At 65.4% G+C, this 18,866-nt stretch carries 15 protein-coding genes; 6 read left to right on the forward strand and 9 right to left on the reverse strand.

Annotation, left to right across the window (positions count from 1 at the left end):
- Positions 1 to 626: 626 nt before the first annotated feature.
- From P9M14_10075 to P9M14_10090, 4 genes are all read left to right on the forward strand, one after another.
- Positions 627 to 1,154 (forward strand): hypothetical protein, encoded by a 528-nt coding sequence (locus tag P9M14_10075; GenBank protein MDP8256087.1) that lies wholly within the window; start codon positions 627 to 629, stop codon positions 1,152 to 1,154.
- Between the two features lie 101 nt (positions 1,155 to 1,255).
- Entirely contained in the window at positions 1,256 to 1,987 is a 732-nt protein-coding gene (locus P9M14_10080) for a SagB/ThcOx family dehydrogenase (protein ID MDP8256088.1), read from the forward strand.
- On the forward strand, positions 1,984 to 3,333 hold the full coding sequence (locus P9M14_10085) for a hypothetical protein (protein MDP8256089.1): 1,350 nt from the start codon (positions 1,984 to 1,986) through the stop codon (positions 3,331 to 3,333). Before P9M14_10080 ends, P9M14_10085 begins: the two co-directional genes overlap by 4 nt.
- Before the next feature lie 45 nt (positions 3,334 to 3,378).
- On the forward strand, positions 3,379 to 3,969 hold the full coding sequence (locus P9M14_10090; GenBank protein MDP8256090.1) for a hypothetical protein: 591 nt from the start codon (positions 3,379 to 3,381) through the stop codon (positions 3,967 to 3,969).
- 14 nt (positions 3,970 to 3,983) lie between these two features.
- Here P9M14_10090 and P9M14_10095 read toward each other — a convergent pair whose 3' ends face one another.
- The 4 genes from P9M14_10095 to P9M14_10110 all read right to left on the reverse strand — a co-directional run bounded on the left by P9M14_10095 (position 3,984) and on the right by P9M14_10110 (position 7,071).
- Positions 3,984 to 4,391 (reverse strand): gamma-glutamylcyclotransferase family protein, encoded by a 408-nt coding sequence (locus tag P9M14_10095; GenBank protein MDP8256091.1) that lies wholly within the window; start codon positions 4,389 to 4,391, stop codon positions 3,984 to 3,986.
- A gap of 107 nt (positions 4,392 to 4,498) precedes the next feature.
- On the reverse strand, positions 4,499 to 4,807 hold the full coding sequence (locus tag P9M14_10100; protein MDP8256092.1) for an HU family DNA-binding protein: 309 nt from the start codon (positions 4,805 to 4,807) through the stop codon (positions 4,499 to 4,501).
- 102 nt (positions 4,808 to 4,909) lie between these two features.
- Complete coding sequence (locus P9M14_10105; protein ID MDP8256093.1) at positions 4,910 to 6,094, reverse strand: ArsA-related P-loop ATPase; 1,185 nt, start codon at positions 6,092 to 6,094, stop codon at positions 4,910 to 4,912.
- The gene (locus P9M14_10110; protein ID MDP8256094.1) at positions 6,091 to 7,071 is read right to left on the reverse strand and encodes an ArsA family ATPase; all 981 of its coding nucleotides are present in this window, start codon (positions 7,069 to 7,071) and stop codon (positions 6,091 to 6,093) included. Before P9M14_10110 ends, P9M14_10105 begins: the two co-directional genes overlap by 4 nt.
- Before the next feature lie 169 nt (positions 7,072 to 7,240).
- Here P9M14_10110 and P9M14_10115 point away from each other — a divergent pair, with 169 nt between their 5' ends.
- Positions 7,241 to 8,935: an alkaline phosphatase family protein gene (locus P9M14_10115; protein ID MDP8256095.1), complete on the forward strand. Its 1,695-nt coding sequence runs from the start codon at positions 7,241 to 7,243 to the stop codon at positions 8,933 to 8,935.
- A gap of 12 nt (positions 8,936 to 8,947) precedes the next feature.
- Positions 8,948 to 11,134 (forward strand): tetratricopeptide repeat protein, encoded by a 2,187-nt coding sequence (locus tag P9M14_10120; GenBank protein ID MDP8256096.1) that lies wholly within the window; start codon positions 8,948 to 8,950, stop codon positions 11,132 to 11,134.
- Here the strand turns inward: P9M14_10120 and P9M14_10125 are convergent.
- The 5 genes from P9M14_10125 to P9M14_10145 form a co-directional block, all read right to left on the reverse strand.
- A complete protein-coding gene (locus tag P9M14_10125) occupies positions 11,131 to 11,430 on the reverse strand; it encodes a hypothetical protein (protein MDP8256097.1) in 300 nt (99 codons plus the stop codon). The two genes, P9M14_10120 and P9M14_10125, sit on opposite strands and share 4 nt — an antisense overlap.
- A gap of 179 nt (positions 11,431 to 11,609) precedes the next feature.
- Positions 11,610 to 12,212 carry a hypothetical protein gene (locus tag P9M14_10130; GenBank protein MDP8256098.1) on the reverse strand — a complete coding sequence of 201 codons (603 nt, stop codon included), beginning with the start codon at positions 12,210 to 12,212 and terminating at the stop codon, positions 11,610 to 11,612.
- Positions 12,209 to 14,044 (reverse strand): DUF2723 domain-containing protein, encoded by a 1,836-nt coding sequence (locus tag P9M14_10135; protein MDP8256099.1) that lies wholly within the window; start codon positions 14,042 to 14,044, stop codon positions 12,209 to 12,211. Before P9M14_10135 ends, P9M14_10130 begins: the two co-directional genes overlap by 4 nt.
- On the reverse strand, positions 14,025 to 14,840 hold the full coding sequence (locus P9M14_10140; protein ID MDP8256100.1) for a glycosyltransferase family 2 protein: 816 nt from the start codon (positions 14,838 to 14,840) through the stop codon (positions 14,025 to 14,027). Before P9M14_10140 ends, P9M14_10135 begins: the two co-directional genes overlap by 20 nt.
- A complete protein-coding gene (locus P9M14_10145) occupies positions 14,803 to 18,837 on the reverse strand; it encodes a S8 family serine peptidase (GenBank protein ID MDP8256101.1) in 4,035 nt (1,344 codons plus the stop codon). Before P9M14_10145 ends, P9M14_10140 begins: the two co-directional genes overlap by 38 nt.
- Positions 18,838 to 18,866 lie beyond the last annotated feature (29 nt).

Genomic DNA, 18,866 nt, shown 5'->3' on the forward strand with positions numbered 1-18,866 from the left:
ATCAGTTTGAGATTTTTCCTACTAAGCTCAAAGGCGATGCAATTGTGTGCGCGGGGGATTGATCAGCGGGTTCTCATCCGAAAATAGGACTGACCAGCGTTATTGGCAAAGCAGGACACTGGGTGCGTCCGCCAGTAGATGAAAAGAAGTCTTAACCTGTCTCGATTAACTGGGCGCCTTTGAGAACCCGCTGAGCAAGCCCCCGTGCGAACCAGACGACTATCTCGTCAGATCTTGGACCGGCAAGCTGAAAAGAATCTCAAACTGATTTCAGCCGAGCGCCCACCCAATAATGTTATTCAACATTATTATCCACCCCCCTCTGTTTTCCGACGCGGAGAAAGTCGTGGCGCTACGACCAGAGGACTACGCGAGTTTTGCCCCCGGCTCAAAGCCGGGCAGCGCCTTTGAGAACGCGCTGAGCGAGCCCCCGTGCGAACCAGATAACTACCTCGTCAGATCTTAGACCGGCAATCTGAAAAGAATCTCAAACTGATTTCAGCCGAGCGCCCATCCAATAATGTTATTCAACATTATTACCCCTCCCCCATCTTCCCGGCAGGGTCGGTTTTTGACACCCTGTGACGGCTCGTGTCAGGATTATCCTCACTTGCAAAGGAGCTTTGATGATCGGAACCCTGTTGAGGATCGCCGGTGGGTACCTGGGCGAGCCGCAGGAAGTCGAACCCCTGGAGTTCGAACAGGTCCCCTATCCCAAGCGCATGCTGCAGGGCAAAACCCTGCGCCTTTGTTGCGTGGGCGCGGGCGACGCGCCGGGCGCGCCGATCGTATTTCTGCACCCGGGTTCGGCCGACCTCACGGCCTTTGCGCCGCAGATGGCCGCGCCTTCCGACCAGCGCCGGGTGATCGCTCTTGATTTGCCGGGCCACGGTAAGTCCGATCGTCTGAGCGAACCGTTGACCATCGAGGGCCTGATGTTTTATCGACCCTGCTTGGCCAGCGGCGTGCTGGTCGATAAAATGCTGCGTCTCAAGAGCGGCTCGGGCTATGATCAGGCAGTCCCAGGAGATGATCATGCACAACGTGCTGCACTGGGACGTGCGCAGCCGCCTGCGCAAAATCGAATGCCCCACGCAGATAGTCTGGGGCCGCAACGACAGAATGCTGCCCGCGGCCCAGGCCCGGGCTTTTAACAGCGGGATCGTCGACAGTCGGCTGACGCTGAGCATTGCGGGCACATGCCGCAGCTCGAACAGCCCGAACAAACGACCCGCATACTAGGCGAATTTCTGACATGACGCACAAAATCGGCGACGACTATCAGAAGCTGACCAAGTACCACCGCGACCGCATGAGCGGCGGCCCGGACTGGACCAGCCAGGCCCCGCCTTTCAAGCTCTATAAGAGCGTGCCGCACGTCAAGCTGCCGCCGCCCGAGCAGGACGGCGGTCCGCCGTTGTGGAATGTAATCCGCAGCCGTCGCTCGGAACGCGACTTCGATCAGGAGCGGACAATCAGCGCCGGACAGGTCTCCACCGTGCTTTGGGCGGCCCAGGGAATAACCGAGCATCTGGGGAGCTTCCCATTGCGCTCCGTACCCAGCGCCGGAGCGCTCTACCCGGTTGAGACCTACATCGCCCTGGGAAACGTCAGCAGCATCGATCCGGGGATCTACCACCTGGACCTGCTCGGCTGGCGGCTCGAACGCCTCAGCCGCGGCGATCCCCGGCCTGCCCTGGCCCGCGCCGCACTGGACCAGGAGATGGTTCTGCGGGCCGCCGCGACACTAGTGATGTCGACGATCATCGACCGCTCCAAATGGAAGTACGGCGAACGCGCCTACCGCTACATGTACCTCGACGCCGGTCACATCGGGCAGAACGTGGCCCTGGCGGCCAAGGCGTTGGGAATGGGAAGCTGCGCCGTGGGCGCATTTTTCGATGACGAGGTCGACGCGGTGTTCGGCCTCGACGGAGAGCAGGAGACCGCGATCTACCTGACCTGTTTCGGCCCGATCACGCCGTGAGCGCCCCGCGCCGCCGATCGATCCTCCTCGGATCGTGCATCGCACTGGCGGCGCTGCTGACCCTGGCCGACTACTGGTACCTGTCCCTGGACAACATGCCGCTGGCCAACAACGAGTTCGAGTTCCTGCAAGAGGCGCGCGGGCTGTCAGGCGGCGAACAATCACTGCTCGGGCTGATTCGCAGCAAGGTGCATCCGCCGCTGTTGCAGCTGCTCGCGGCCCCGGTCGCGCTGTTGTGCGGCCAACACAACGAACTTACCATCGCCGTGTTCAACGGCCTGTGGCTGCTGATGACGATCTACTGCACGGCGCTGTGCGTGCAGATCCTGTCCGCTGGCAAGCGGCTGCTCGGCCCGCTGATCGCCGCGGCGATCAGCGGCACGTTCTCCGGCGTGCTGGCCTTCTCGCGCGTGCTGACTTTTGAGCCGATGCTCGCCGGATTGAGCATGGCCACGGTGCTCTGCGCGCTGCTGCTCTACCGGCGGCGCAACGTGAGGTACGCCCTGGGGCTAGCCGCGTTGGTCCTATGCGGCCTGGCGACCAAGGGCTCCTACCCCCTCTACGTGGTCGCGCCGCTTGGTGCGCTGATCGTCTGTGACCTGTGGCGCAGCGCCGGCTCGCGAACACGCGTTGCGGGACGCTGGGCGCTGGCCCTGGCGCTGCCGGTGGCCCTGGCCGCACCGTATTACCTGCACCACATGCTGACCATGGCGACCGCGGTGGACGCGCACACGCCGGACAAGCTGTCGTGGTCCGGTGGCTGGGGCGGCTACTTCATGTACCGTCACGGCGTGCCGCAGAACTTCTTCCTGGTCTACCTACAGGGATTAATGCGGCAGTCGACGGGCGCGCCCGCGCCGCTGTTGGCGGCATTGGGCTGTCTGGTCTTGGCGCTGCGCCGACGCTGGGGGCTGCTGGCCCTGAGCATTATCTGGACAGCGGGCACGATGCTCGCCTTCTTTTGCCTGGGGCTGCTCGGCGTGCACTCGATCCTCTGCGACCGCTACCTGATCCCGGCTCTGCCCGTTTTCGCCCTGATCGCCGGGCTGGCCCTGGACCAGCTCCAACAATCGCGCGGCGTGCGCCACGCGGCTCTGATCGCGGTGCTGGGCTGCTGCCTGTTGGTGGCCCCCGTAGCGCAGCTGCTGACCCCGGTGGGGCCGCCTGACAAACAGTTTGATTATGTTGAGGACGATCAGACCGCTGTCTGGGTCAACGATTTGCAAGGTCGGCGCTACGATCATTGCGGCCTGCTCACGCCCCACCACTTCGATCAATCGGAGCTGCGCCGGCTCGCCTGCCGCGGCGGGTTCGGAGACCTGGAGATTAAATGCCCGCAGGAGTAGTATCGGGCCTGCGAGGATCCGTAGGAATTGAACAGGAGATTTGAAATGGCGAACCTGGCTGAACTGATCGCTAAAACCGGCGCGACCATCGAACAGATCCGCGAGCATCTCGACGCGCTGTCCGCGTCCGAACGCACTGCTCAGGTAGTGGCCCTGGGCCGCAAACAGCAGGAGCTGCTGTGGGAGCTGGCCGAGACCGATCCGCAGAAATTGACAATGGACTACCTGGTTCCCGAGGGGACCGATCCGCTAAAGCCGATCCCGTTCGAGGGCAAGAACTCGCTGCCGGTGTTCACCCGCTTCCGCAAGGTGTTCTACCGCCTGGCCGACGGCCGGGTCGCGGGGTACAACGATCAAAAGATGGGCCGAATCACCGGGCCGGGCTACTACATCGCCCACCCAAGCCCCGAGGGCGCGCCCGGTCCGCTGGTCGTCGATTACACGATGATCCCCAACGAGCACCCCGCGGGCTGGCCCGAGATCAAGCACAACGAGTCCGGGCTCTCGCGCTTCGTCTACGGCGGGATGCACGACTTTTTGCGCTACGTCAGCGACCGGGTGATCATCGGACGCGCCTACCGGGCGCAGGACGGCAGCGCGATGTCCAACTGGTTTATGTTGGTCAAACCCGAATAACTCTCCGGACCGCGCTACTGGATCCGCAAATAGATCGAGGTCGCCACGCGCCGCTCGCCGAGCAGACACTCGATCGGCTCGCGGCGCATCACCTCGCCCGCGCGCTCGAATCGATCGAGGGCGGCGCGGTCCTCGCGGCTCAGACCCAGCAGCAGCACTCCGTCCACGCACGAACCCGACTCGGGTTCCAGCCGCAGATCCAGCCGGTCGCCATCGCGCAGCACGCTACGGCGATAGCCCTCGATCCGCGCCGGGGCGAATGGCAGCCAATGGCCGGTCAGCTCGCGGATCAGCCGCGGGTTGATTAAAAGCCCCCAGACAAAGGCGCTGTCGCCCTCCAGCAACCGATCGAGGGCAGCGGGCTCGTCTTGCGGCGCAATCAGCAACGACAGCGAATCGGTATCGAACTCAACTGCAAACATCCGGCACCTCCGGCATCCCTGCGACGCGTTGCGTCATGGCCGTAGATGGCAAAGGGGGCGCAGCAACGCCGCGCCCCCTGTTTCAATTCCCCGAAGTCTGAAGCTGTTTATTTCTTCTTCGGCGGAACCACGGCCTCGCTGAAAGCCTTGGTCAGGCGGGCCTTGACCACGGTCTTGGCCGGAATCTTCATCGCCTCGCCGGTGGCGGGATTGCGGCCCATACGAGCCTTGCGCTGCTTCTTGGTGATCTTGCCGATTCCCGGAACGGTGAAGGCGCCGACGGTCTTGGTCTGCTTGGCGGCCAGCTCTACGAGGTCCTCGAAAAACGCCACGACGTTCTTCTTGGGCATCTCATGCTTCTCGGCGAAGTAGGTGACGATCTGAGCTTTGGTCATCGGTTTTTTAACGGTTGCCATCCTGGATTCTCCTTGATTAATTGTTAACTCATAGCCCCTGTTTATATAGGTCTGCGCTTGTTGGCGATGCAGAATATAAGCACGTTCCGAACGGGCAGGCAACTATTTTTCATCGCGATCGGCCCCTTGTACGAGGATTTTTGCGATGCGCGCCAATCCGTCGATGTCGTGCACGTCGCGCTGGAACTGCTGGACCGCCAGCGATGAGATTTGCGCGGGGAAATCTTGGAGGAAATGTTCGATGGCCGCCAGGTCCATCCGCCCCAGATCGCTTAGGTCGGCCAGCCGTTTTCCCAGCCCGTAAACCAGCTGCCCCTGCTCGTCCTTGTTCTCGATCCACTTGGCGAGTTTGGACGGACCGCGCAGGGCGCGGCGCAGCTCGAACGGGCCCGCCAGATCGGCCCGAGCCAGCAGGTCGGGATGTACGCGATTGAAGATCACTGCGCCGAGATCCATTTCGAACTCGATCAGCTTCTCGGCGAAAAATTGCGCCTCGGACAGCGCCAACTCCGTGGGGCTGGTCACCAGTACAAAGGCGGTCTGCGGCTGCCGCAGCAGGCTCTCGACGCACTCCGCGCGCTCGCGGAACCCGTCCCACAGCCCCTCGAAGGCGATGAAAAAATCAGTCAGGTCGGCCAATACGTCAAAGCCCGAGATCTTCTCGAGCATCGAGAACATCAGCCGCGCGCTACGCCGGGCGAAGCGGAAACCGATCTTGCCGGCGAACACGTAGGGCTTGACGAACCATTGAATCACGCTGCCGTCGAGGAAATCGATCATCCGCCGCGGCGCCTCGAGGAAGTCCAGGGCGTGCTTGGTCGGCGGCGTGTCGAGCACGATCAGGTCGTACTCGCCGCGGTTGTACAGTGCGTAGAGCTTCTCCAGGGCGATGTACTCCTGGCTGCCGGCGAAGCTGTCGCTGAGGTTTTGATAGTAGACGTTCTCCATGATCGTCTGCGCCGCCTGCTCGCTGGGGGCCAGGCGCTGCACCAGCTCGTCAAAGGTCTGCTTGGTGTCGAGCATCATCCCGTACAGCTCGGCCTGCGGCTCGATGCCGGCCAGCCGCAGCGGCTGCTCTGGAATCCGACTCTCCTCGTTGCCCAGTTCGCTCAGACCCAAGGCGTTGGCCAGCCGGCGCGCCGGGTCGATGGTGCAAACGATGGTGCGGCGACCCTGGGCCGCGGCCGCGATGGCCAGGGCCGCACTGACGGTGGTCTTGCCCACGCCGCCGGGCCCGACGCAGACCAGCACTCCGCGTTCGCGGATCAGCTCGCCCAGCCCGCTCATCGTCCGTCCCCAGCGTCGCCGGGCTCGAACAATCGCTGCAGCGAACGTTGGATGCGCCGTAGGTTGTCCATGTCAAAGCGGTTGGTGAACATAAACGGAATATCGATCACCGGCAGGTCGGTCTGCGAGCGCAACCGGGCCGCGGCCTCGAGTTGGATCTCGCGCCGCTCCTGGTAGGCCTGAGCCGTGGAGCGCAGCAGCTCGGCGTTGAGCAGGCCCTGGGCCGCACGCTCGAGCTTGGGCTCCTCGCCGTTTAACAGACGCTCCAGCGGCTTGTCCAGCTCGGGCTGGACCAGCGGGGGATAAATAGCGTTGAGCAGGATCGGACCCAGCGGGATGTGCAGATGCTCGCGCGAGGCGCGGTAGATCTCGAGCGCCTCGTTGACCGGCATCTCCTCGGGCAGGCTGACGATCAGCAGCCGGGTGCGTCGTTCGTCGCGCAGCAGATCCTGGACCTTCTTGGTGTAAGTCTTGACCGGCCCGAACTTAAGTACGTTGAGCACCACCTGCGGCACCCGCAGAAAGCTGATGCCGTGGCCCGTGGCCGGGGCATCGACCACGATCAAGTCGTACAGCGGCCGCTTGTTGCGCCCGCCGGTGGTCTTGCCCTCCATCACCCAGATCTTGCCCAGGGTGATCAGCTCACGCCAGCCCGGAGCCACGCCGACCAAGTAGCGGAAGATATTATTCTCCACCAGAAACTTGACCGCCGGTTTGATCTTGATCTGGCTGGCGATGTACTCCTGCAGCGCTGCAAAGGGATCGAGCAGCATCGCGTCGATGCCCTGTGACACCGGGCGGATCTCGTAACCCAGCGGGAAACTGCCAAACAGGTTGGTGCTGCGCTCGGCCGTTCCGACCTGTACCAGCAGCACCCGCTTGCCCTTGCTCTGGGCCGCTAGGCACAGCGCGGCGCACAGCGTGGTCTTGCCCACGCCCCCCTTGCCGGTGACGATCAGCAGCCGGGCATCATGCAACGAATCGACGGCGACCTCCCCGCTGTTTCAATTCGCGCCGCAAACAGCATTAGCGACAATTATAGAAGTGCGGCCGGTCAAGTCCAAGGGTCGCGCGGCTATCTGACGTCATCGCCGCTGCTCGTGTTATCATCCGCGCAATGAACCGGATAGTTGTAAATATTCACGAATGAAGGTCAATCCGCTACGCCTGCTGTTGATCGCCGCGGCCTGCGGCGCGGCCGCACTGCTGCTGCTCTGGCGGGCAGGATTGGTCGAGCCGACCCCTGGCGAGGCGGCGCACAGCCAGGCGCTTTACGAACGCTTCGACGCGCTGAGCAACGTCGACTGGCAGCGTCTGCCCGAAATCGAAAGCCAGCATCGGGCCGCTGCATCCGTCGCTGCCCTGCCGCAGCGGGTAGTGGTGCTGGCCGTGGACGGGTTGGACCAACGCATCGCCGGTACCCTTATCACCCAGGGCCGGATGCCCAACCTCGAACGCCTGATCGCGGGCAGCGCGTGGGGTGAGCTTGCAGGCGACGCGGGCCCCAGCGCCTCGGGCTGGACCACGGCCTTTAGCGGCCGTCCGCCCGCGGAGCACGGCATTGCGCACAGCTACCCGCGGCTGGAGTCGCAGACCCGGCTCGAGCCGCGCCAACTGCGGGTGCGCCGCATCTGGGAAATCGCGGCCGAGTGCGGGCTGAGCGTCGGAGTCTACGGCCTGCCGTTCATGCGCCCACGACCCGCGACCACGGCCCTGGCCGTGCCCGAGTTCGCTTTGGGCCGACCGACGCGCCACCTGCCTCAGGGCGTATCACGCGCGAGCTGCGGCATCTCCGGCGACCCTGCCGACCAGGACTTCCTACGGCTCAAAGCCTGCACCCTGAATCGCTCGCCGCATCGGCTCGACGTGGTGCGGTTGCGCTCGCTGGGCGGCGCGGCCCACGCGGCGCTGCCGACGTTCCTCTGGCGACGGTTGGGCGGCGAGACCACAGATGGTCGGGACGACGCACTGACTACGGCCTACGTCGAGTTCGACCGCGCCCTGGGCGAGATCGTCGCCGGCCTGGATCGCTGGACCACCCTGGTAATCTGCTCGAACCACGGCCTGGACATCGCCGCGGGACTGAAACTCGAGCTGCTGATCGGCCCCAGCGTGTTAGAGGCCTTCGGCCTGGCCCAGCGCGAGTTGTGGGACCACGACGCCGCGGCCGTACAACTACGCGGCGAGGTGCGGGCCCACGCGGCCTGGGAGCTTTTAACTCTGCGGCCCGGGGCCGTGGACCGCAACGGACACGCCACCAAGTTCAAGCTGCTGGTCCAGACCCTGGTGTTTCAGGGCAACGGCCTGGCCCAGGGCGACCTCTATAATCAGGTACGGCAGCGGCTGGACCACAGCGTGGGCCCCTACTCAAGCCTGTTCGACGTCGTGCCGTTGGACTATCGCGCGGCCGTGTTGCGCCCCACGCCCCAGGCGGCGATCGACGCCCTGGCCGCGGACCCGCTGGGTGTGGACGAGCTGCGCGCAATCCGGCCGCGCTTTGAGCTGGGGCAAACCGGCAGCAACGCGCCGGGCGTGCTGCTGCTCTACGGCGCCGGAGTTCGGCGCGGGGCGATGATCCAAGACGCGAAGCTCGTCGACCTGGCGTCGACTTTGGCGGCGCTGCTGGACCTGCCGCTGTCCGATGAGCTTTCCGGCCGCGTGCTTCGCGAGGCACTCGACCCGACCTTGATTGCAGCGCGGCCGCTGCTCAGGCAAGCGACCTGGGAGCAGGTCAGATTGCTGCGACCCGATGCGCTGCTGCTCGATGACTCGGCCTGCGACCGCGTGCAACGCGACCCGCAGGTCGATCGTAAATTGAAGCTGCTGGGATATTTAAACTAAGCTGGATTATCGATGAAGCTCTCGCTACGCCGCATTTCGCCGGTCCTGCTGTTGTCGATTCTGCTGCTGGTCTGGGCCCAACCCGTCGCAGCGCAAAGGCCCATGGCAATGGCCGCTCCGGCGAGCTATCCCCGGCTGGCCTTCCTGGGCTACACGGCTGGGGACGAGCTGGACCCGGTGTACGTCGAGGAGCTGGTGCACCTGACTCAGAACGCGTTGCGCCGCACCTACTCGTTCGAGGTGATCCAGGCCGCCGACTGCCTCTCGGGCCTGCTTGAGGGCGAGGCCGCGCGGCTGTTCGACTGCCGCGGTAAAAGCTGCCTGCGCGACGCGGGCCGCGTGCTTGACGCGCAGTACGTGGCCGCGGGCACGATCGAGCCGTTTGCCGACCGCTATCGGGTCAGACTGACCCTGGTCGATGCGGACGCGGGTCGGGTTGTCCGCCGCTCGCAGGTCGAGTTCGACCCCACGCGCGTGTTCCCCGAGGCGAGTCTCAAACGGCTGGCCTGGGACCTGCTGCAAATCAACGACGAGCAGGAGGTCCTGCAAAAGCGGCGCAGAATGTTCGGCCTGTACAACGCGCGGGTGCGTGCCGCGACCCAGGCACTGTCCGCCGGACGCGAGCAACAGGCCGCGCAGCTGATCGAACAGGCCGTGGGGCTGCTGCCCGACGAGGCCGAGGCCTGGATCGTCGCCGCGTCGGCAGCGCGATTACACGGCGACACGGATCGTGCCGAGGAGTTGATCGAACGCGCCTTGAGTGGCGATCCCGACGACGTGGGCGCACTGCAGGTCGCCGCCGACTTCTTTGAACGCATCGAGCGCTTTGAACGCGCGGCCGCGATCTACGCCGACCTGGCAAAGCTCGAGCCCGACGTACTGCGCTGGGTGGCCCTCCAGGCCGATGCGCTGATGCAGGCCGGTCGGCGCGAGCAGGCGCTGAGCCTCTACCAACAGAGCATCCGCAGCCATCCGGACTCGGCCGAGCTGGCCGTGAGCTACGCCGACGCCCTGACCGCCAGCGGGCTCAACGCCCAGTGCTTGCAGTGGTGCTCACTGGTCTCGCAACGCTTTCCGGACAACGTCGAACTCTACGGTCCCCTGGGCCGGGCGCTGGCAGCGCTGGGCCACGAGCGCGAGGCGCTGGAGCTGCTCGAGGTCTTCGTCGAACGGATCGGGCCGCGCGCTGCCGAACAGAAGGCGCTGTGGCCGCTGTACCTACAGACCGACCAACGGCCGCGAATGTTCGCCACCCTCACCGGGTTGTTCCAACGCGACCCGCGGCTGATCGGATTGCACATCGCAGCGGCCGAGGCCTGCCTCGATGCGGGCGACGATGTCGCAGCCTCCGAGGCGCTGAAGCAGGCGCTGGTGCTCGACCCGCTGTTCCAGCCGGCCTACTCCGGCCTGGTCTACGTTGAGCAGCGCCTGGACGAGATCGAGCAGGCCGAGCGCTACTTCAGGCGATTGGAGCGCAAGCACCGCAACCAAACCTCCCTGCCGCTTTATTACCGCGCCGTGTGCCACTGGATGCTGGGGCACAACCGGCGAGCGATCGCCCTCTACTCCGAGTTGTTGCAGCGCGAGCCGCAGCACGTACAGGCCCACATCGACCTGGCCCGGCTGTACATGCAGCGCAAGTCGTACGATCGGGCCGAGGTCTATCTCGAGCGCGCAGCGAACCTCGATCCGCAGCGCGGCGACGCGCGCCTGGCATTGGGCGACTTATACTTCATGCGTCGCGAATGGCCGCGCGCCAAGCGCGCCTACCAGCAGGCGATCGCTCTTGAGCCCAGCGACCCCGCGCCCTACCACAGTCTTGTCGAGGTGCTGTTGATCTCGGGCGACGCGAGCAGCTGTTCGATGGTGTTGCAATCGTGCGAGCCGCGGCTGAGCTCTGTGGCCGACCACCTGATCCAGGAGTACCTCAGCGGGTTCTACGCCCTTGGCATGGGCGACCGCCAGGCGTTCGACACGCACCTGATCATGCTCGCCCGCTGGTACAAGGCCTGGAGCGAGGATCAGCAGGCCGTTGATTTGAACTGGGACTTCGACCCGATCCGCGAATACCTATCGCGGTTCCAGGGACGCGATCGCGCCGAACTGTCGCGCGTGCTCGATCTGCTCGAGCAGCGAATCACGCTCGCCGAGTTTCTGGAGCAGATGGGAATCCCCGACGCCATCGGCATCGAAATTTAGCTGCAAGCCTCGAGGCAGCTTGCGGCGTAGCACGACTCGGCGTCCACGCAGGCCTTGATGCAGCGCCACCAACTGTTGTCCAGGTTGCAGTCCTGTGCGCACTCGGGCTCGCTGAGGTCTGACACGTCCAGGCCGCAATCGTAGATCTCGTCGCACAGGTATTCGCAGTCGCGCTGGTCGTCATCGTCGGCATACTGCGGGTCGTCGTCCTGATCGGCCTCGCAATTGACCATCGCAACCGCGGCGCAGATCAGAGCAGCAACGGCCAGCACGGTCGCCAGGCGATGTTTATCCACGTTCACCTCCCGGACGTTATTTGGGCAAAATCAACTGCAGGCCGCATGCCGCTTCGGCGGCTGCAATGCCAACCCTCTGTTTTTCATTAATTAATTAATCGCAACGCGCGTAATCGGACCTTGAGCGTACCGTGGTAAACCTCAAATTTTCAGCGACCGGCCTCAGATATTCCAACGGCTCAACACAGCGTCAGCCCCACAACCCACAGCGCGAACAGCGCCACAAACAGCCCGCCGCAGACCAGCGCCGGACCACGTTGACGCGAGCGGTCCACGGGCCAGCGCAGCACCATGCAGACAAAGGCCGCGATCCAGCCGTAGAGCGCCAGGCTCGCGGCCATGCTCCAGCCGCGGGAGAAACCGTACTCCAGCGGCGCCGCGTCCAATGCGGCGTTGGCGTGCCAGGAGCTGCGGTCGACGATGCGCTGCACGCGGCCGCGCGCAGTCTCGAGCCGCTGCGCGTGGTCGATCCCCGGCGCGCGCGTGGCGGCCAGGCCCGCGCGCAGCAGCCGCGCGATGTACAGCGCCGAGCCGCTGTCGCCGCGCTCAAGGGCCTCATCGCTCAGTTTTAGTAGCTCGTCCGCCGCAGCGTCCGACGAGCCGCAGTGCGGCGTTTGCCAACGCAGGGCTCGATCAAGCGCCGCGACCTGTTGCCAGCCCTGCGCTTCGCGCGCCCGTTCCAGCTCGGCCGTAGCGTTGTAGGCGGTGAGCCCGCAGGCCAGCAGCAGGCAGGCCGCGAGGCTCGCCACAGTCCATAGCGTTACGCGCCGCAGCTCGCTCACGGCCCCTGCTCCGATTGAGGCTGCGCGTCTCTCTGGTGCATGGAGCGCAAACCCGGATTGTAGCGGTGCGCGGACTCAAACAGCACCAGAGCGTCTGCGGGCATTTGGGCATCGAGTGCGGCGTACCCGGCAAAGAGTTCGAACACGCCGATCCAGCGGCTCACGGCATTAGTGTGACCATCGCGCAATCGCTCCGGACGCGCCGGGTCGCACAGGCCCGCGCGCATAAAGAACTCGAGCCCCGCGGGTCGCGGCGCGGGCTCGTCAATCCGCCAAACACGGAACGCCGTGCCCGAGGGCAGGTAATCCAGACGTGGCGGATAGGCGTCGAGCATTGCCGTGGCCGGCAGCCGGTGGCGGTCGAACACCGCGTAGACGATCCTGCCCGCCAGCAGCTCGCGTTGCATCAGCCACAAATACCAGCCGAACCCGCTCGGATCCTCGCGCAGCCCCTGGGGCACGTTATCGAGCACACCGGGCTCGATCCGTTCGTAAAAGCGCTCGCCGACCCAGCGCTCGTTGTACGCGGTGTGCACCACCGGCGTCACGTCGCGCCGCAGGCCCTCCACACCGCAGAGGTACCAGGTGCCGAAGATCGCGTTGTCCCCGCGCAGAAACAGGTCGAACGGCCGATCTTGCTGGTTGAGCAGCGCGCGGGAGTAGGACTGGGCCAGCCGATGCTTTGAGAGGTCGTTGCGCTGAAAATTTGATGCCAGCGGCGGCACGAACAGCAGGCAGCCCAGGGCCAACGCACCCACTGCGCCCACGCGCAGTCGCGACTGGAGCAGCGCGGCCAGCCAATCTACGGCCATGGCCGCGGCGATCAGCATCGCCATGGTTAGCGGAATCAGGTAGACAAAGGCGTGCTCGTGCTCCATCGCGCCGATGTAATTCAGCCGCACGCCCAGCAGCAGCAGGCAGCTCGTGGCCAGCCCCAGCAGCAGCATCCGATTACGCTGCCAGAGCACGGCCAGCCCGCCCAGGGCCAGCAGCGGCGTGACCGGACCGGCCTCGTGCCACAGCTTGCGCAGCACCGTGAGCAGCAGCGCCGCCTTATCGCCCAGCGCGGCCGTACCGATCTTGCCGCTATAGGTGTGCTGGGTCATCACGTCGAGGAACGAACGCCAGTCGCGCGGCTCGCTCCAGTTGATGATCGGGTCGGCGTTGGCCCGCAGCGGGTAATACAGGTAGAGGCTCAGCCCGAGCAAACCCGCGGCGATCGCGGCCAGCAGCGGCAGCAGCCGCACGCGCCGGATGTAGCGCACGAGGTAAACGATCCAGATCCCGGCCGTGGCGCCGACCAGCATGTGCGTGGCAAAGCCCAGTCCCGTGGCAAACCCGGCGAGCACCAGCAGTCGCGGATCGTGATCGCGTCTGCGCCACCACTCGAGGCAAACGATCACCAGCAGGGTCAGCAGCGCCTGCGAGGGATAGACGCGGAACTTTGTCGCCTGCTCCCAGAGCGTAAAGCTCGCGGCCAGGCCCAGGGCCGCGCACAGCGCCAAGCCGCGGCGCACGCCCAGGCTGCACAGCAGCATGTGCAGCAGCCAGCAGCAGGCCGCGCCGACCAGCGCGTTGAACAGGTTCAGCCGCCAGGCGACCTCGCCCATCGGCAGGGATGCGAAGGGGTGCGCGAGCTGCTCGAACAGCACGTAGCCCGGGCCGTGGGACACGCCCAGACCGAACGCCGCCAGCAGCAGCTCGCCGCAATCACCGAAGTACAGCGTGGGGCACAGGGTTAAAAGGTACAGCGCAAAGGGCAGTACAAATGCCGCGGCGGCAAGCGCCGCGCTGGATCGTCGGGCTTGCGGGTTATCGGCCGTCGACGCCATCGGATCGAGGCTTGAGCCGTCCCAGGCGGTAGCTCAGCAGCAGGGCCAACGAGCTGCGCACCGTGCGCCAAAAACTGATCTTGCTACGCCCCTGTTTGAGGTCGTAGCGCAGCTCAAAGGGCTCCTCCACGCATTGCGCGCCGAGCCCCAGCGCCTTGAGCAACAGCTCGAGCTGGCAGCTGAAATCGCTGCGCTCGACCAGCTTCGCGCCCCAGGCCCCTTGCAGCCGCTCCAGCAATGCCGGGCTGTAGGCGCGATAGCCGCAGGTCACGTCGCGCACCGCGGCCGTGCCGACCGTCAGCCGCACCAGCAATCGCGCGACGCGGCTGATCAGTCGCCGGTGCAACGGTACGCCGCGCACCCGGCTGCTCTGGCAATAGCGCGAGGCCACGGCTATGTCAGCGCCCTGGTCGATCCGGTTCACCAATCGCGCTGCGGCCTGCGGCGGGTGTGTTCCGTCGGCGTCGAGTGAGACCAGGGTCCGCGCGTCGCCCGTTAACTTGTGGGCCGTGCTCAGCAGCGTGGCCATGGCCGCGCCCAGCCCGCGGTTGCGCTCGTGGATCACCAGGGTTAGGCGTTGATCGTCGCCGAATCGATCCCGGACCTTCTCGGCCGTGGCGTCGGACGATCCGTCGTCGACCACGATCACGCGCGAGGACGGATAGAGCCGCAGGATCTCGTCGACCAGGGCGACGATGCAGTGCTCCTCGTTATATGCCGGTAGGGCGAAGACCATTCCGCTTCCGGCCACGGCTGTATCAGTCGCTTCCGCAGCAGGCCTCGTCTTCGTCGTCATCGTTATCCTCAGCGTCGTCCGGAGTGAGCGGCGACGAGCCGGGCGCCGGGCCGATTCCGCTGACGTTGCTAATCCTCGAAAGGTTGCCCGCGCTGTCCGCGGTCTGCACCGCGAACCACTGCGCGTCGGGCAGGTCTACATCGAACATCACCAATTCGCCGCCGGCCTTGGTCTCGGGGATCGAGGCGTACGGTACGCGCGGCGCAGCTGTGAACTGTAGCGGATCGGAGAGGTCGGCCTCGGGGTCCGTGCTGTAACGCACGTCGTAGTCCGTAACAAAGCCGCACCACCAGTCGTTGCCCGGCGATGTGAACGCCAGGGTCGTCGGGCCGGCGGGTCCGTGCGACTGCCAGGCCTGCAGGTTGTGGATCGAGCCCGGCGGCGTGGCGTCGTGGCCCAGGAACGAGGTGTTGTGCTCGTCGTGCCCGAACATCGGCCACTCGGGCGCGCTGCCCGACGAGCTGCAGGCCGGGGCCACGGTGTTCCAGGCGAAGAGGTTGCCGTTGTGCGTGTTGAGCACGACCTCGAGCAGCCCGTCGCCGTCCAGGTCGCCCAGGGCCGGCGAGCTGATGATGAAGTTCTGCGTGAACTTGGGCCAGTCGTCGGGCTCCGCGCCGTCGGAGTTGTAGGCGTGCAGCAGGTAGCCGCCGCTGCCGGCCAGCGTCTCCTGCATGCCGTCGCCGTCGATGTCGCCCACCACCGGATTGATGAAGAAGTCGGCGTCGTCGAGCAGCGCCTGGAAAACGGGGCTCAGCGGGTTGGTCACTTCCCAGGCGCTGAGGCCGAAGCTCATCAGGGCCGAGGTGTTGAGGAAATACTTGGGCACGGCGAAGCCGACCATCGGGATGATCAGGTTCAGCCTGCCGTTGGGCGTGAAGTGGGCGAAGGTCGGGTTGGCCGTGGCGCCCATGCCGACGAACGAGACCTGCGGCGTGATCTTCAGCTCGCCGTCGTTGTACTCGATCAGCTCGGGGAGCATGAAGAAGCTGCCCGTGCCGATGAAGGTCCGGCCGCCCTCGTGGGCCACGCAGGGGCTGCTGGTGGAGCCGATGGTCAGCGGCGGGATCGGGATCGACTCGCCGAGCACCGTGACCAGCGCGGGCCATCCCGGTGCGAACGGCCCGCCGGGATGATCGTTGCCGTCGTGATAGATCGCGTAGACGCGGCTGGTCTTGAGCCCCGTCGATCCGCCCTCGCAGGTCTCGGACGAGGGCTGAATCACCACCGGGTAATCGCTGAGGTCCTCGTCCTCGCTGTCCGGGTCGAGGATCGCGATCGCCGGCGAGGCGAGCACCGGCGAGATGTACGGATCACCCTCGCAGACCAGCTCGGGTTCGACCACGCCGTCGAGGCTCTTGACCATCACCGGCCAGCCCGGCAGCAGGTCGGCCTCGCCGTCGCGGTCGCGGTCCAGCGGCTTCCACACGTAGCAGCGCTGGTCATAGGACGTGACCACGATCTCGAGCACACCGTCGAGGTCCAGGTCGCCAACCGCCGGCGAGGTGATGATCTGCCTGCCGTGGGCAAAGTCGATGGCCGGGTACGGATCGCGGTCCAGGGTCTTGACCGGGAAGCCGTCGAGGTACGGCTGCGAATCGCCCTGGGCGTCGAGGTGCTCGTTGCCCTCGGGCCAAACCGCGAACACGTTGCCGCCGAAAGTCGCGGCCACGATAAACGGCGTGCCGTTGCCGAACAGGTCGGCCACGGCCACAGTACCGATCACGCCGTCGCGCCACAGGCTGCCGGGCAGAGTCAAATCGACGGGCCAGCCCGGCGCGATCTCCCAGGTGCCGATCTCGTCGTTGTAGCGGAAGACGTAAATCCGTCCGTCGCCCGCACCCATCACCACGTCCAGGCGTCCGGCGCCACTTCCCAGCAGGTCGTAAAGCACCACCGACGAGGCGCCCGAGCCCTCGATGCTGATCGGGAAACCGTCGACCAGGCCGGTGTCGGGACGGCGGTCGTCCTTGAGTGCGATCGCCCGGCGGTCGTCGCCGTAAACCGGGTTGCCCAGGGCGTCGTAGGTCGTGGAGCGCACGCGCAGGGTGACGGTGAAGTCGTCGGGATCGCTCGGCGGCGCGGCCAAATACTCGGCGTCGAAGATCTCCACCAGGTCCAGCGTGGCCAGCACGCCGTTGGTCTCGGAGCTGCCCGTGCCGCTCTCGATTTCTATGAAACGCTCGTCGTCGGGCTCGACCCCTGCCGCGTACTCGACCACGTACTGGTACGGTTCGCCGCGGGCGTAAACCCGGCCGCCGATATCGAGGGTCGGCGTCTCGTTGGGATCAAAGGTGCTGAACCAGCGCGGCGAGTTGATCTCGGTCTCGGGCGGGATGCGCCGCGGCAGGCCCAACTCGTCCTCGCCCAGGGCGAGCAGCGCCGAGCGCACGTTGACGCGGCCGTAGGCGAAGTGCTCGTCCCAGCCGGGTTTGCAGCCGCCGGGCATAATCGTGATGCAGCGCTCGAAAATGTCGTCGGCGGTCATGGTTAAAAGCTGCTTGATCTCGTTGGGGCTCAGGTCGATCCCCAGATCGTAGGCGCGGCTGAGCAGCAGCCCGGCGCAGCCGGCGGTGATCGCCGTGGCGTGGGAGCTGCACGCGCCGGTGGGCGCCGTGAGCGTAATCCGCGCGCCGTAGTTGGTGCAGTAGCTCTCCAGGAACGTCGCGATATCGAAGATCCAGCCGTCTACATTGAGGTTGGGGATCGGCAGGATGGCCTTGATCGACATCGCCTGCTCGGCCATCGCCGGCCAGATGTGGTGATAGCCGTTCTCGTCACCTGAGGCGGCGATGGTCAGCGTGCCGTTGCGGTAGATGTCGATAAACACCTGCTCGGCCTCCATCGACCAATCGAGGCTGCCCATCGCCATCTCGATGATCTGCGCGCCCATCGAGTTGGCATAGCTTGCGGCCGCGGACATGATGTTGAAATCGCCGAGCACGGCCGAGGAGACGCGGATCGGCAGCACCGTGCAGTTGGGGCAGACGCCGGGTCGGTTGCCCTCGTTGTTGTTGCCCACGCCCGCGCAGTCCTTGGCGCGGTCGCCGCCGTGCTTGCCCTCGGGGAACTGCGGCACGCCCAGGGCCTCGGGCACCATGCGGAAGAAATCGTAGCCGCTGATGTCGTCGATCAGGCCATTGCCGTCGTCGTCCACTCCGTCCTGGAAATATTCGAGGATCGCGTCGGGGTACGGGTTGGCGTAGCCCGCCAGACGGTTGTCGTCGGCATAGTCGCGCCAGTTGAAGCGGCCGTCGCCGTTGCAGTCGTAGTCGGCGCAGGGCGTGTCGCCGATGCGCGGCAGCTCGAGCTCGCCGCGGTTGAGGAACAGGTTGTCGCGCAGCTCGGGGTCGGCGTAGGAGTTCAGCCCGTCGTCGATCACGGCGATGATCACCTCGGGCGAACCCGTGGTCCACTTCCAGGCCTCGGTGGCCGAGCAGCCGGTGTAGGTGTAGTAGTCCTCGAGCACCGTGGACTCGGGGTCGATGTTCTTCCACGAGGTGAGCATGTTCGACTCGATGAAGCAGCCGCTGAACTGGTCGAACAGCTCGTCGAAATTCAGGTTCTCGAAGTCGATCTCGATCTCGGCGCAGTTGTCGGGCTCAAGGTCGTTGGGGATGTTGGCGATGAACTGCGCGCCGAAGGGGTAGACGCCGTCGAACGCCAAGCCGCCGCTGGAGAGCAGCCCCGATGTTACGTGCAGCTCTTGGCGCTGCGCCCAGGGCCAGGGCGCGCTGGGCGTAAAGACCACGCTGTCGGCCGCGTCCAGGCTCAGCGTTCCGGCGACGTGGGCGCCCCCGCCCACGACCGTGACGTAGAACGTCGAGTCGTCGAGGGTCGCCGGATTGACCGGCGCGTCGAACTGCACGATCAGCGGCTCGTCGACCACCATCTTGAAGGTCCCCATGTGCGGGTCCTGATCGATGATCGAAAGTGCCGGTGCGGCGCTGGGAAACGCGACAAGGGCCGCGGCAATCATCACAAACAATCTAGCTCTCATCTCAAGATCCCCGGGCGGTTGTTGTCGTA

The organism is Candidatus Alcyoniella australis, assembly GCA_030765605.1.
GTDB classification, from domain to species: Bacteria; Lernaellota; Lernaellaia; order JAVCCG01; family Alcyoniellaceae; genus Alcyoniella; species Alcyoniella australis.

Bases quoted from the DNA above. Each gene is read 5' to 3' on its own strand.
- P9M14_10075 (MDP8256087.1), top strand. From the start codon at position 627: ATGATCGGAACCCTGTTGAGGATCGCCGGTGGGTACCTGGGCGAGCCG.
- P9M14_10080 (MDP8256088.1), top strand. From the start codon at position 1,256: ATGACGCACAAAATCGGCGACGACTATCAGAAGCTGACCAAGTACCAC.
- P9M14_10090 (MDP8256090.1), top strand. From the start codon at position 3,379: ATGGCGAACCTGGCTGAACTGATCGCTAAAACCGGCGCGACCATCGAA.
- P9M14_10095 (MDP8256091.1), bottom strand. From the start codon at position 4,391: ATGTTTGCAGTTGAGTTCGATACCGATTCGCTGTCGTTGCTGATTGCG.
- P9M14_10100 (MDP8256092.1), bottom strand. From the start codon at position 4,807: ATGGCAACCGTTAAAAAACCGATGACCAAAGCTCAGATCGTCACCTAC.
- P9M14_10105 (MDP8256093.1), bottom strand. From the start codon at position 6,094: ATGAGCGGGCTGGGCGAGCTGATCCGCGAACGCGGAGTGCTGGTCTGC.
- P9M14_10115 (MDP8256095.1), top strand. From the start codon at position 7,241: ATGAAGGTCAATCCGCTACGCCTGCTGTTGATCGCCGCGGCCTGCGGC.
- P9M14_10120 (MDP8256096.1), top strand. From the start codon at position 8,948: ATGAAGCTCTCGCTACGCCGCATTTCGCCGGTCCTGCTGTTGTCGATT.
- P9M14_10135 (MDP8256099.1), bottom strand. From the start codon at position 14,044: ATGGCGTCGACGGCCGATAACCCGCAAGCCCGACGATCCAGCGCGGCG.
- P9M14_10140 (MDP8256100.1), bottom strand. From the start codon at position 14,840: ATGACGACGAAGACGAGGCCTGCTGCGGAAGCGACTGATACAGCCGTG.
- P9M14_10145 (MDP8256101.1), bottom strand. From the start codon at position 18,837: ATGAGAGCTAGATTGTTTGTGATGATTGCCGCGGCCCTTGTCGCGTTT.